The sequence below is a fragment of the Amycolatopsis rhizosphaerae genome, from assembly GCF_007713715.1.
Taxonomy (GTDB): Bacteria; Actinomycetota; Actinomycetes; order Mycobacteriales; family Pseudonocardiaceae; genus Amycolatopsis_E; species Amycolatopsis_E rhizosphaerae.
Genome location: NZ_VJWX01000181.1, coordinates 1 through 13,033, shown reverse-complemented (window position 1 = coordinate 13,033; position 13,033 = coordinate 1). Strand labels below are relative to the sequence as shown.

The window sequence follows — 13,033 nt, the reverse complement described above, 5'->3', positions numbered from 1 at the left end:
GTGCCGGTCGTGCGGTCCTGACCGTGGGCACCACCCTGGCACTGATCACGGCCGCGCCGGTGGCCGAGGCCACCCCTCGAGCGGGCACGCCAGAAACCACCATCACGCCGCGCTTTCTTGACTTCGGCAACCAGACAGTGGGCACGCGGAGCGTCCCGCGCACGATCACCCTGACCAACACCGGAACCGTGGATCTGGTGGTCGACCATGTAATTGGCGCACTCAAACCGAACTTCTTGGCCTCCGTGAGATGCCCTTTCGCACCAGTAGAGGGGCTTCTGCATCCGGGGCAAAGTTGCGTGACTACGGTGATTTTCACGCCTGCCTCGCCCGGTGACCACATCGCCTACCTGAGCTACACCACCAGCACCGTCAGCGACATCATCGTGACGCTTCATGGGACGGGCGTCACTACCACCACCTCCAGCGTCGCCGTAGCACCGGCCAGTGCCGCCTTCGGGCAGCCGATCACCTTGACCGCGACGGTCACCTGCACCGCCGGTTACCCGCCGGGCACCGTCACCTTCACGGAAGGCACCACGGTGCTCGGCAGCGCAGCGGTGTCCGGTGGAGTGGCGTCGCTGACCGTCAACGGGCTGGCCGCCGGAACCCACAGCATCGTGGCGCACTACAGCGGTGGCGGACCGTGCCCCGCCTCCGACTCGGCTCCGGTCACGGTGTCTGTGATTGGGCTGCCCCTCTCCGGCGCCTACCCGGGCACCCTGGTCGTCACCGAGCCCACCGTGCTGGCCCCGGGCACCTGGGTGCTGGGGCCGGTGGTCATCACCGGCCAGGGGGCCCTCGACGTCGAGAACGCGACGATCACGGGCCCGGTCACCGCCACCAGTGGCACGGGACTGCGGATGTGCGGATCCACGGTCACCGGGCCGGTCACCGTCTCCGGCATGACCGGCACGGTCACCGTCGGCGGCCCAGGGTGTGCCCCGAACAGCATCCAAGGGCCGGTCACCGTGAACGCCACCAGCGGGCACAGCACGATCGGCGGGAACACCATCACCGGCAGCCTGTCCTGCTCCGGGAACAATCCGCCCCCCACCAACGCCGGGCTGCCCAACACCGTCTATGGGCCCCGCACCGGCCAATGCGCCGTGCTCTGACCAGCAGAGTGCGCCCGGGGGTGCCGTGCGGACGCCTGATGGAACACGAGCCGCCACACCGGCCGGCAGCGCCCGAGCCGGAGACGGGGCACCTCGCGAACCGGCGGCTCACAGCACAAGACCTTGCCTACCGCGCCCAACTCGGAGTGGCACCGGATGAGCCGCTCCCCGCTGCGGCAGGGGATCGGTAAGGGCTGGGGACACCAGAAGTGCGCCCAGATCACGGCCGAGCCGGACAAGATCCGTTCCGGGGCGACTTTCCGCGCCCAGTGAGCATCGACATGACGTCGCGGCGCCAGGCAAGACCCGCGAGCGCTTCTGACACCCGGTCCACCTCGCCTCGGCGGCGGCCCCTACCGCGGGCCGAATGAGCGATCCTTCTGCGCATGCCCGAGACCGGTGGCGAGGTCACTGGTTCACGGTGCTGGGGCTGAAAGGGGATGGTTGTTCACGCGATGGTCTGGTCCAGTGTGCGGCTTGTGGGTGGGCGTTGTGTGCTCTGACCGGCGTTTTCAGCGAACGGCGGTGTGGAGAGGCGCGGGTGTGATGAGTGCAGTGCGGTGTGGTGCCTGGTCACGGATTCGGCGTGCCCGGATCCGGGTTCTGGCGGTTGTGCTGGCGCTGCTGGCGGGCTTGGTGGCGGTCGCGCCTGCCGCCACTGGCGCGGTGCTTTCACTGCCCGGGGTCGGCCTGGGGCTACAACCACTCCGGCCAGTTGGGTAATGGCAGCAGTGGTGGCAACAGTGCCGTGCCGGTGAACGTGTCGATGCCGCCAGGAGTCCGGTTCACAGCCCTAGCCGCCGGGTACAGCCATAGTCTGGCGTTGGATTCGGCCGGGCACGTGTGGGCCTGGGGTAGCAACGAAGACGGCCAGTTGGGGATCGGCACCAGCGCATACGGCGACTTCCGGACCACGCCGGTGGAAGTCACCGCGTTGGCCGGGCACACCATCACCACCCTCGCCGCCGGGATCTTTCACAGTTTGGTGATCGAGCAGCCTGAGGTGTCGACGTCGACGGTGGTGTCGTCGTCAGCGAGTCCGGCATCGGTGGGGCAGCCGGTGACCTATACCGCGACCGTCACCTCATCCGTGGGGACTCCGGTGGGCACGGTGGGCTTCTCCGACAACGGCTTCCCGATCCTGGGTTGTACCGAGGTGCGGGTGAGTGCTTCGGGCACGGCGGCGTGCACGGTCACCTACGCCACCCCGGGCAGTCACAGCGTTATGGCCGACTACCGCCCCGCGCCGGGCTTCTTCCTGCCCTCCCAGGGAACACTGACTCAGGAGATCACCGCCCCGACCTCGCACACCACCCTGAGTCCCTCAGCGTCGAGCGTCGGGTTTGGGCAGCCCGTGATCCTGACCGCGACGGTGACCTGCACCGCCGGGACACCTTCGGGCACGGTCACGTTCACCGAGGGCGCCACCACCTTGGGCAGCGCCCCCCTGACCGGCGGCCCGGCGACCGCATCCCTGACCGTGAACGGCTTGGCCGCCGGAACCCACACGATTGTGGCGCGCTACAGCGGTGGCGGGTTGTGCCCCGCCTCGAAGTCTGATCCGGTGACCGTGACCGGCCAGCCCGTGACCGGCACCATCACCGGTCCCCTGTTCGTCACCAAACCCACGGTGCCGGCCCTCGGACAGCAGGTCACTGTCACCATCAACGTCGACGCGTTCGCCACCGTGGCCTGGCGCAAGGTGCTGCGAAGCAAGGACCACCCCGGCATGCTCGCCCGTCGCCGCCTGGAGGTGTGCGTGTTCTCGTACCTGGCGGCCGAGCTGCGCTCCGGTGACATCGCGGTGGCCGGGTCGGACTCCTACGCCGATCTTGGGGCGCAGCTGATGGCCTGGGACGAGTGCGCGCCGCTGGCCCGCCCAGTTTTGCGAGCAGGGCGGTATCCCCACCGACGCGGGCGAGCTCGTCACGTTCTATCGCCGCCAGCTCGCCACCACCGCGGCGCAAGTAGATGCGGGCTACCCGGCCAACAGTGACCTGGTGCTGGAGGAAGGCCGCCCGGTGCTCAAACGGCGCAAGGGCGCCGACCGGCGCCCCAGCGCGCTGGCGCTGGAACAGGCGATCCACCAGCGGCTCCCCGAGCGCAGCCTGCTGGACACCCTCACCCGCGCGGCGTACCTGACCAGTTGGCATCGCCACCTCGGCCCGGCCTCGGGCTCGGATCCGAAGATCCGCGGTGACGCGCTCGGCCGCTACGCGCTCACCGCCTACGCCTACGGCGCGAACCTCGGCGCCGCCGAAGTCGCCCGGCACATGCGCGGCCAGGTCTCCTCGCACGAGCTCTACACCGCAGGCAACAAGCACTCCACCGCCGACAAGGTCCACAAGTGCTCGGCGGATGTGATCAACGCGTTCACCGGGCTGGACGTGGCCGGGGTGTGGGGCGACGGGCAGATCGTCGCGGTGGACGGGTCGCAGGTGGACACCTGGGAGAACAATCTGCTGGCCGAGTCCCACATCCGCTACGGCGGTTACGGCGGGCTGGCGATGCGGTTCGTCTCCGATTCCTACATCGCCCTGTTCTCCCACTTCGTACCGTGCGGGGCGTGGGAGGCCGTCTACATCATCGACGGGTTGCTGCGCAACGACTCCGAGGTGCAGCCCGACACGATCCATGCCGACACGCAAGGTCAGTCTCTGCCGGTCTTCGGCCTCGCCGCGTTGCTGGGGTTCGAGCTGCTGCCGCGCATCCGCAACTGGCACGACCTGAACTTCTACCGCCCCGATGCCGCCACCCGCTACCAGCACATCGACTCGCTGTTCGGCGACAACACCATCGACTGGCAGCTGATCGAGAAGCACTGGACCGACTTGCTTCGCACCAGCATCTCCATCCGGGAAGGCCGGGTCTCCTCGGTGACCCTGCTGCGGCGGCTGGGCAGCCACTCGCACAAGAACCGCCTGTACCGGGCGTTTCGTGAGCTGGGCAGGGTGATCCGCACGGTGACGCTGCTGAGGTTCTTATCGGAACCGGGTTTACGGGAGCAGATCACCGCCATCACGAACAAGGCCGAGGCATTCCACGGCTATGCCGAGTGGCTGATGATCGGCGGCAAGCTCATCGGTCACAACGACCCCGACCACCAAGAACGCGTCGTGAAATTCAATGAGCTGCTGGCCAACTGCGCGATCTATTCAACCGCGCTGGACATCACCGACGTGGCCAACCAGCTCGCGGCCGAGGGCTATCCGGTCGATCGTGATGATCTGGCCACCATCACGCCCTACATTCAGCGCACCATCCGCCGCATGGGCGATCTCGTGCTCGACCTCGCCCCGCCGGACCAGACGCCGACCACGCGGCTGGACTTGGAGCCACGGGTGTTGTTCGCCCCGCGCGCCTGATCAGTCCCAGTAGGGCAGTGGGAACGCCGCGGCACTCAATCGTGTTGGTGGACTGGCCGATCATCCCGGCATGGACAACATCGCTTCCGAGTCAGAGGCCCGGTACAGGGCCGGGGACGCCTGGTCGGTGCCCAGCGCTGCAGCGGCGGTGAGCAGCGCCTGGTGCACGTCGGGCAGGGCGGTGACGTGGAGGCTGTAGCCCTGGTCGCGGCGCAGGGCACCGCCGTCCAGGGCGACGCGGTCGCCGTGCACGCTCACGCCGATGATCTCACCCACCGCACGCAACAAGGCCCCTCGCCGACGATGAGCGCGAAGCGCTGCCGGCCGAGCCGGGTTCGTCGGACATGGCGGCGTCGACCCGGCTGAGAGCTATCGCGGAGCTGCGCGCCGACCGGTGACCGGTCTGTGCGGACCCGGTCTACCGGTTCGCGGCTTCGCGAGCGGCGATCCGGCTCGTGCGACCGACCGCGCGGGCCACCGTATTGCGCACCACGAGGCCCGGCCGGGTGCGGGGCACCATGAGCCGGGAGACCAGACCGACGCGTCGCTGCCGCGGTCGCACTTCACGGCGGAGCCGCGACTCGTAGGCAGCGAAGGCGCGGGCGTGATCACCTGGATGGGCGGCGAGCTCGTCCGCGAGGGCGTACGCGCCCGCCATCGCCATGCTGGACCCGTCGCCCAGCAAGGCTGTCGCTCCCGCCGCGTCCCCGAGCAGTACGACCCGTCCGCGGGACCACGAGGGCATCCGGACGGTGGTCAGAGGGTCGAAGAACGGAGCCGGGTGGTCGAGGTACGCCGCCACAAGTTCCGGCGCCCGCCACCGCACGTCGGCGTAGGCGTCGGCGACCGTCTGCTTGTGAAGTGCGATGTTCTTGCGGTCGTGGGGCGCCGGCCGTGCGGCCCGGAAAGTGAAGATCGCGAGCGGGGTGGTCCGCGAGGGGTGGACGACCAGCATCCGGTTCGGCACGGTCAGCATCGTCAGCTCGCTCGGGTCGTCGATGGCGTCGGGTTCCAACGGGACGGTCGCGCCATACAGACCCAGATCGCTCACGAACTGCCGCTCGGGCCCGAACACCAGGCGCCGTACTGTGGAGTGCATCCCGTCGGTACCGACCACCAAGTCGAAGCGCCGCGGCGCGGACCGCCGAAAAGTGACATCGACCCCGCCTCCGTCCTGGTCGAGAGCGGTGACCGTGTCGTCGAACACGAACTCAGCATCGCCCCGCGCCGACCGGTGGAGCACCTCGGACAGGTCGGCCCGGGTCACCTCGACCGTCGGCGTCTCGTCCGAGGAGGAGGGAAGTCGCAGGACTCGTTTGCCGGCCGGGTCGAGCAGGGTCAGCGACCGATTGCGCGTGGCGAGCCCGCGAAGCTGCGGAAGGATGCCCATACGCTCGGCGACCGGGATCGCTGGCCCCTTCACGACGATCGCGCTACCACCGGAGCGCAGCTGCCGGGCATGCTCGACGACCGTCGGCCGGTATCCATTCCGGGCGAGCCAGTACGCGAGCGCGGGCCCGGCGATTCCGGCACCGACTATCAGCACCTCGGGCTTCTTCATGACAAGACCTCTCGGAGCGTCGACGACCACATTCCCGGCCGTCTAGGTACGATTGATTTCGTACTCGAGTAGAACACGCCACTGAGGTACGATGCAAGTCGTACCTGAAGGGGGTGCCCGTGGCCGGAACGAACCAGGTCGGGCCGGAGGCCGATGCGCTGGATCTGGGCGTGGTGTTTCGCGCCCTCGCCGACGAGCACCGTCGTTCGGTGATGACGGAGTTGGCCGCCGACCACAGCGACAGCGAACGGGGCTGCAACTCGTTCGCTCTCCCGATCTCGAAGCAGACCCAGACCCACCACTTCCGGGTCCTTCGCGAGGCGGGCCTCATCGACGAGATCGACTACGGCAACCGCAAGGGCATCCGACTACGACGCGCGGAGATCGAGAAGAGGTTTCCCGGGCTGCTCGCACTCCTGAAAGCAGAGCCCCAAGGCGGTACCGCTCCTCACTGAGCACACCGGAGATCGCTGCGGGCAGGTGGGCCCTGTTCCGCTTCGTTGGAAGTGGAACAGGGCCACCGGCGAGGGTTCCGTGATCGCGCGACCTCGGACGATCGATCCGCCTATCGTTCCGGAAGTTTGTTCGAAAAGTTGCGTACCGAAAGTCGGGTACGGCGACGACTTCCGGTACGTTTGGATCAAGGGAGTCAATGATCGCCGCCTCGCCAGTGGGCTCGAACTCGGCTACGCCCGTGTGTCCACCACCAAGCAGAGTTTGGTACGCCAACTCGCGGCGCTGGGCGAGGCCGGTATCCCCGACGAGCGGCTGTATATGGACAAGACGACCGGCGCCACTGTGGATCGCCCCGGCTTGGCCGTACTTCTCTGCTACGCCCGCGAAGGCACCCCATCGTCGTCTACACATTGGACCGGCGCGGCCGCAACCAGGCAACGCATCTCTCCTGCTGCCGGCTCGGTGCGCACCATGCTGCTCGACGACCGCGGCTACGTCGCCCTGCTCAAGCTCTACCTCGCCCGCACCGGCTACACCTCGGGGCCGCTGTTCCGCGCCAGCATCAACGGCAACGGCGGCCCCCTGTCCTACGACGCAGCCCACCACCGCTGGACCAACTACTGCACCGCCGCCAGCGTCGACATCCACCAGCTCCGCCACGCCCACGCCACCGAACTGATCAACTCAGGCGTATCCATCGAAGCCGTCCGCCGCCGACGCCGCGACGCCCGACGCTAATGCCCCGACCAGTGGTTTACGACCGGCCGCGGCCCCTTTCTGGCGTATTCGGTTCCCACCCCTCTAACCAGCAGACGAATCGCACCCGGCCCCGCCGCGTCCGTGCGGCGGGGCCCGATCATCTGACGGTCCTGGTCGTCCAGGAAGCACGACCGATCCATGGACCAACGCGCTTACCTGCCCAGCGCCGGCGATCCTGGCCGCACGGACCTGATCTGATGCCATCCGTACCTGTCGTCAAATGGTCCTTTGACGACACCTCGCCTCGAACGGCATCGGATCGGTCCGATCATGCGGAAACCGGCGGCCTGATCCAATGAGATCCATTCCGAATTGACGACAGGGTTTGACGACATGTAGAACCGTCGACGGCGGCAACAGTCGAACAGAGGGCGGGCAGTCGTGGCGGAACTGGTCTACACCCGGGTGTCCACCGATGAGCAGAGCACCCAGCGGCAGACCCACCCGCTCGCCGAGGCTGGCCTGGTCGACGGCGCGGACAGCGTGCGACTGTTCGCCGACCCGGCGACCTCCTCGAAGATCCCCGCGTTGGAGCGCGCCGGTTTCCGCGAGCTGGCCGGCTATGCGCGGCCCGGTGACCGGCTTACCGTGTCGGAGCTCTACCGGTTGTGTCGCGACCTCGCGGACATCCTGGCCGTGCGGGAGTGGTGCCGTGGCCACGGCCTCAAGCTGCGCGTGCTGTCCGGCGCCTTGTCGGGCATCGTCGACCTGGCCGCCACCGACGCGACCACCACCATGTTGGTCAACGTCCTGGTCTCCGTCGGTCAGTTCCAGCGCGACCTGCAAAACGAACTCACCCGCGACGGCCTGGCCGCCGCCTGGGCCCAGGGAGCCCGCTCCGGCCGACGACCGCGCCTCGCCCAACTCGGCGCCCGGGACCAGGTGCGGCAGGCGTACCGCGAGGGCACGAGCATCGCCGCCCTGGCCCGCGAGCACGGGGTGAGCAGGGTCGCGATCCGCACCGCCGTGGCCGACCTGATGCCTGGCCGCCCCGAACATGAAGTGCCCGCCGCCGTCGATGCGCCGCGTCCGGTGCGGATCGAAGTGCCAGGCAAGATCGCTCGGCACCTGTCCGAACACGACGGCCTGGGCGAAGCAGAACGTCACGCCCTGCAGCGGGGGCGCGAGGTGCGCCGCGGCCAGGGCTACAGCCTGCACGTCACCGCACTGCCCGACGTGCACCAAGCGCTGCTTACCACCGCCGCGGTGCTCAACACCGACAGTGCTTCGCCTGCCGACCGCAAGGCATACAGGATCTACGCAGAGCGGCTGAACAACACCGCCCCCGTTCTCGACCACAGATAAGGCACCCGAGTCGCCCCGCCCGGCGAGGGGCCTCCGCCGCAGGTCAGCACGGGCGGTATCGCAGGTAGTGGGCCGCTATCTGCGATAACACCCGGGGCAAGCCCGGTGAGGCCGAGCCAGCTCGTCGAATTCGCCCGCTCGGATCGAAAGTATGCCTACAGTCACCAACGTGACAGTTGTGGGCTGGGTCGCCTCCGACGAGGCAAGTTGGATCTTGCTCGGCATCGGCGTGTTGACTGCCGCGCTGGCATTCGCCGAACCATCGTTCCGGAGCAACTTATTGTTCTTCTGGAGCAACCTGGTGATGCGGGTTCCCCTGGTCGTGGGACCGCTACTGCTGCTCGGTGGTGCGGTGCTGGTTGCCCTGGGGGCGGGCCGTCTCAGCTGGCTGAGCATCTTCTCCGGAGCCGTTTGCCTACTAGCCTGGTTCGGGAGATCCTTGACGGCATTGACCGATAGCCAGAAAAGTTTGTTGATCTCGCACGAACGCTTGCCAGACGACAATTCGGAAATGTTTGCTCAGACCAGATATCTAGAAGAGCTATCTCGCATAAGGCTACGTTAGGCAGGTAGCAGAGCTACCTGCCACTACAAAAAACGACGTTAACGATATTCTCATCAAATTTGGAATCGCAGACAAGTCGCAGTGGCCGCAGCCGCAGTTTTTCGGCAGATTCGATTTGTTCGCGCACGAGATGATTGAGCTCGGCCGGTGGGCACCGGCGTCGATCTACACCGCCGACGACGACGGAAGCCAACTCAAGGAAGCGGTCGTCACCGTGTTGCGGGAGTTCGGATTGGAGGCCGACGTCGAGAAACCCGCCGTTCGGGGTTCCTGGTTTCAGCGCTTGTGGGCACGTGGCCGCGATTCCGAAGCTGTGCGGGAGCATCTGGCCACGCTGGAGCGTGCCCTTGAACTGGAGGGCCTGGGCAAGCGCCAGGCGGACATCGACAAGGCGAAGGCCGAGCCAGTGGCCGCCCTGCTCACGGTCGTGAAGGAGCAGACCAATGCCGTCGTCCGCCTGGGATCGATCATCCTGATCAAGACCGAAGGCAATGTCGTCGTCTGGACCATCAGCGAGATGGAGGCCGCCGTAATGGAGAGGACCAGCCACATTCCGCGAGACCCAGTGACGGCCCTGAAGTTCCTACGTGACGACAGCCAGGGGCATGGGCAGACGAGCCTCGATCACCCTGACAGGGATGCACTCCACGAGTGATAAGACATCGGAAAGCCCCGGATCCCCACCCAGGCCCGCGGATTGCTACCTATAACACAAGATATCGGTACTAAAGCCGTGCGCCGCATCCATGGACCAGGCCGTCGGTGAGTCGGGTGGGTGGTGCCGGCCGGCTCTTACGTGTCCGCCGTCAGAGGCTCAGCACCAGGTCTCGGACTGCGGCGGGCTGGGACAGGAATGGGTGGTGGCCGGTGTCGAGCTCAACGACGCTGCCGGCCCGGCGGGCGAACTCGCGCTGTAACCGTGGCGGCGTGCCCTGGTCCTTGGTGCAGACGAGATAAGTTGAGGGCACCTGCTGCCACGCGGCCGCCCCGACCGGCTGGTGGGTCACCTGCACGCTCTGCCGGGCGAGGTGCTGCGACGCCTGCGCCTGAACGTCGGGGTCGCAGTCCTGCAGGAACGTGCTCACGAGCAGTTCGGGTCGGACCCCGAAGGTCCCGGCATCGGGGTCGACATCGAGAAACGGGGCAGGGCCACCGTCCCCGAACTCCGATAGGCTTTGCCCGACCTCGGGCAGGTAGCTGGAGACCAGCAGCACGTGGCGCACCGACCCGAATCCTGCGGCCGCTTCCGCGGTGACAATGCCGCCGTAGCTGTGGGCGACGAGCACGGTCGGCTCGTCGTCATCCCGCAGCACCTGCCGCACCGCCGCGACGTCCTCCGGTAGCCCCGGCCCGTCGGCGCCCGCGGACCGCCCTGTCTCGCCGCAGCTCGGCAGCGCCGGCGCCACGCTCGCCACCCCTCGCTCCTCCAGCAGCGCGGCGGTGCGGTGCCACCACCACGACCCGTCCCGTACGCAGGCCCCATGCACGAACACGACCTTCATCGCCACCTCCACCGCTACCGTGATTTCTTCTGTGCGACGCTAGACATAATCACTGTTACGTGAACAGATGGCACACTGTGTAGACGGCCGCAGCCGGACATCCGACTACGACTGCTCGACCCTGCACCGATTACGCCCTGGCCCACGGCCTCCCCGGCCGGTTCGGCCCGCTGGCCACGGCCACCGGCACCTCCGCCCGCATGCTGATCTACCACTTCGGTACCCGCGATGCCGTTCTGCGAGCCGTCCTCGGGCATGCACGGCAACGTCAACTCGACACGTTCGGCCGCCCGCTCAGCGCGGCACGGAGGGCTGCCCCGAGTCCGTGGACTTCACGCCCGCTTCGATCGACGCTGAGGACCTGGAATCCGGAAACCAAACCGGTTACCAGACTGGCCGTAGGCGGAAGGCTTCGTCGCCGCCTGCGGTCACGAAGGTCTGCAGCGCGTCGCGCACGTCTTCGAGCCGGTCGGCGCCTACGAGGTTGGCCCAGTTCGCCTCCTCTTCGGCCCAGATCTGAGCCGCACGGGTCACCAGCGACCTCCCCTTCTCGGTTACGACGACCAGACGACTGCGCCTGTCCGTGGGGTGGTCGATGCGCTCGACGTGTCCCGACTGCTCCAGTTCTCCGACGATATGGGCGGCACCTTGCTTGGTGATGCCGAGATAGGCGGCCAGTTCCACCGCCGTTGCCCCGTCGGTGTTCATCAGATGACTGATCGTGAAGCCGTGCACGGGTCGTATCGGTTCTCCCTCGGCGGCGAGGCGCTCGTGCAACCGATCGATGAGCAGTCGGAAGGCCATGGCCAGCAAGAGCGGGAGAGGGGTCGACATCGGATCTCCAACTAGACAAGTTACTGTTCTAAGTAGTCTACTTACTGGTCTAGTTTGCCACCAGGGAGCGAGCCGCGATGGAAGCCATCACGATTGAGAACGTCCGAGTCTTCGACGGAACCGGCCTGACGGCGCCCCGGTCGGTCCACTTCGACGGCGGCCGGATCACGGCGTGCCCTCCGCCGGGCGCGCGTACGGTCGACGGTCGCGGCGGCACCTTGTTGCCGGGACTGATCGACACCCACGTGCACGTGGAAACGCGCGCCGCGCTCGAGGAGTGCGCCCGATGGGGAGTCACCACCGCGTTCGACATGGCCGCGGCGCATCCCGGCGAAACCTTGGCACTGCGTCATCTCGACGGGCTCACTGATCTGTTCAGCGCGGGCTATCCGGCTCTCGCTCCGGACTCCAGACCGATCAAGACGATGGGCTTTCCGGACGACATCGCCGTGTCCGGTATTGACGCCGTGGAGGGATTCATCGCGAGCCGGGTCCGTGACGGCGTGGACTACCTCAAAATCCTCGTCGAGGACCCCGAACTACCCGACAGCAATGCGCTTGCTCCGGAAACGGTCACGGCCCTTGTCCGATCGGCTCACCAGCACGGTTTGAAGGTCATCGCACATGCGACCACCGGCGCGACTTATCGGGTGGCCGTGGAGGCGGGCACGGACATCGTGACCCATACCCCGATGAATGCCGTCCTCAGCGCGGACCTGGCACGAATGGTCCCGGTCGCCTCACCGACACTCGGCATGATGCGGGGAATGTGCAGGGCCTTCGAGGGCCGGAGTGCACTGCCGATGGACTATGAAAACGCACGCGAGTCGGTCCGGCGTCTCCATGAGGTCGGCGTGACGATTCTGGCCGGCACCGACGCGAATGCCAACCCGTTCGGACCGTTGTCGAGGCCGTATGGAGAGACACTGCACGAAGAACTCCAACTCTTGGTCGACGCCGGCCTGTCACCCGTGGAAGCGCTCCGCGCGGCCACCAGCACGCCCGTCGAAGTCTTCGGCCTGCCCGACCGCGGCGTCGTGGACGCTGGGCGACGAGCGGACCTTCTGCTCGTCGACGGCGACCCCACCGCCGACATCCGGGCAACCACCCGGATCCGGCACGTCTGGATCGGCGGTACGCAGGTCAGGTGACCGTGTGGTCGAGCGCCGCCCGCGCCATTCGTCCAGGTGGCGGAGCACGGCTGCGGCGACGGCGTCGCGGAAAGCCTTGAGGAGGAAGGCGTGCGCTCGTTTACGGCGCCGGTGCTCCTCGGGCTGGTTGAGTCAGCCTGATATAGCGTTCGGCCACGTGCCACAGACTCTCCAGCGTCCGCAGGTCCCCGGCTCCGTTCAGGTGATCACAGAGGACGGCGGTCGGATCGTGGTCACTGTCAACTCGTTCTCAGGAGGCTAATGATATGGAGCCGACCTATTCGGATGCAGCTCGTGCGCTCCTGGCGCACTGCGCCGAATACCGGCGACACTCGATCGGTCTCACCGCACTGAAGGCAGCTGTGTGGACCGCAGCGAGCGCAATCGTCATCCCTCAGGAGCGGGCCACGCGAGACT

14 protein-coding genes are annotated in these 13,033 nt (G+C 67.3%); 10 read left to right on the top strand and 4 right to left on the bottom strand.

Annotated features, from left to right (window positions below; all coding sequences use genetic code 11):
- The 4 genes from FNH05_RS39760 to FNH05_RS18710 form a co-directional block, all read left to right on the top strand.
- Positions 1–1,118: Ig-like domain repeat protein (locus tag FNH05_RS39760; RefSeq protein ID WP_144589990.1), on the top strand; the 1,118-nt coding region annotated here is incomplete at its 5' end.
- A gap of 123 nt (positions 1,119–1,241) precedes the next feature.
- Positions 1,242–1,391, top strand: a complete 150-nt coding sequence (locus FNH05_RS38130; RefSeq protein WP_186382613.1) for a hypothetical protein — start codon at positions 1,242–1,244, stop codon at positions 1,389–1,391.
- Between the two features lie 277 nt (positions 1,392–1,668).
- Positions 1,669–3,114, top strand: coding sequence for an Ig-like domain repeat protein (locus FNH05_RS39340; protein WP_342781578.1), 1,446 nt, complete (start codon positions 1,669–1,671; stop codon positions 3,112–3,114).
- A gap of 4 nt (positions 3,115–3,118) precedes the next feature.
- Positions 3,119–4,483 carry a Tn3 family transposase gene (locus tag FNH05_RS18710; RefSeq protein WP_246127819.1) on the top strand — a complete coding sequence of 455 codons (1,365 nt, stop codon included), beginning with the start codon at positions 3,119–3,121 and terminating at the stop codon, positions 4,481–4,483.
- A gap of 60 nt (positions 4,484–4,543) precedes the next feature.
- On the opposite strand, the gene FNH05_RS18705 is transcribed toward FNH05_RS18710, so the two are convergent.
- Together FNH05_RS18705 and FNH05_RS18700 are read right to left on the bottom strand one after the other, a co-directional pair.
- Entirely contained in the window at positions 4,544–4,768 is a 225-nt protein-coding gene (locus FNH05_RS18705; protein ID WP_144589989.1) for a hypothetical protein, read from the bottom strand.
- A 133-nt stretch (positions 4,769–4,901) separates the two neighbouring features.
- A complete protein-coding gene (locus FNH05_RS18700; protein WP_144589988.1) occupies positions 4,902–6,044 on the bottom strand; it encodes an FAD-dependent monooxygenase in 1,143 nt (380 codons plus the stop codon).
- A 119-nt stretch (positions 6,045–6,163) separates the two neighbouring features.
- Here FNH05_RS18700 and FNH05_RS18695 point away from each other — a divergent pair, with 119 nt between their 5' ends.
- The 5 genes from FNH05_RS18695 (at position 6,164) to FNH05_RS18670 (ending at position 9,784) form a co-directional block, all read left to right on the top strand.
- Positions 6,164–6,499, top strand: a complete 336-nt coding sequence (locus FNH05_RS18695) for an ArsR/SmtB family transcription factor (RefSeq protein WP_144589987.1) — start codon at positions 6,164–6,166, stop codon at positions 6,497–6,499.
- A 25-nt stretch (positions 6,500–6,524) separates the two neighbouring features.
- Positions 6,525–7,238: a recombinase family protein gene (locus FNH05_RS38860; protein ID WP_425458462.1), complete on the top strand. Its 714-nt coding sequence runs from the start codon at positions 6,525–6,527 to the stop codon at positions 7,236–7,238.
- 402 nt (positions 7,239–7,640) lie between these two features.
- Entirely contained in the window at positions 7,641–8,564 is a 924-nt protein-coding gene (locus tag FNH05_RS18680) for a recombinase family protein (protein ID WP_144589986.1), read from the top strand.
- 169 nt (positions 8,565–8,733) lie between these two features.
- A complete protein-coding gene (locus tag FNH05_RS18675; RefSeq protein ID WP_144589985.1) occupies positions 8,734–9,129 on the top strand; it encodes a hypothetical protein in 396 nt (131 codons plus the stop codon).
- A gap of 115 nt (positions 9,130–9,244) precedes the next feature.
- On the top strand, positions 9,245–9,784 hold the full coding sequence (locus tag FNH05_RS18670) for a hypothetical protein (protein ID WP_144589984.1): 540 nt from the start codon (positions 9,245–9,247) through the stop codon (positions 9,782–9,784).
- Positions 9,785–9,935: 151 nt separating this feature from the next.
- Here FNH05_RS18670 and FNH05_RS18665 read toward each other — a convergent pair whose 3' ends face one another.
- Together FNH05_RS18665 and FNH05_RS18655 are read right to left on the bottom strand one after the other, a co-directional pair.
- Positions 9,936–10,631 carry an alpha/beta hydrolase gene (locus FNH05_RS18665; protein WP_144589983.1) on the bottom strand — a complete coding sequence of 232 codons (696 nt, stop codon included), beginning with the start codon at positions 10,629–10,631 and terminating at the stop codon, positions 9,936–9,938.
- Positions 10,632–11,015: 384 nt separating this feature from the next.
- Positions 11,016–11,435, bottom strand: a complete 420-nt coding sequence (locus tag FNH05_RS18655; protein WP_246127821.1) for a MarR family winged helix-turn-helix transcriptional regulator — start codon at positions 11,433–11,435, stop codon at positions 11,016–11,018.
- Between the two features lie 107 nt (positions 11,436–11,542).
- Between FNH05_RS18655 and FNH05_RS18650 the strand changes: the two genes are divergently transcribed.
- Entirely contained in the window at positions 11,543–12,616 is a 1,074-nt protein-coding gene (locus FNH05_RS18650; RefSeq protein ID WP_144589981.1) for an amidohydrolase family protein, read from the top strand.
- The last annotated feature ends 417 nt before the right edge of the window (positions 12,617–13,033 follow it).

Bases quoted from the DNA above. Each gene is read 5' to 3' on its own strand.
- FNH05_RS18655 (WP_246127821.1), bottom strand. From the start codon at position 11,435: ATGGCCTTCCGACTGCTCATCGATCGGTTGCACGAGCGCCTCGCCGCC.
- FNH05_RS18700 (WP_144589988.1), bottom strand. From the start codon at position 6,044: ATGAAGAAGCCCGAGGTGCTGATAGTCGGTGCCGGAATCGCCGGGCCC.
- FNH05_RS18665 (WP_144589983.1), bottom strand. From the start codon at position 10,631: ATGAAGGTCGTGTTCGTGCATGGGGCCTGCGTACGGGACGGGTCGTGG.
- FNH05_RS18650 (WP_144589981.1), top strand. From the start codon at position 11,543: ATGGAAGCCATCACGATTGAGAACGTCCGAGTCTTCGACGGAACCGGC.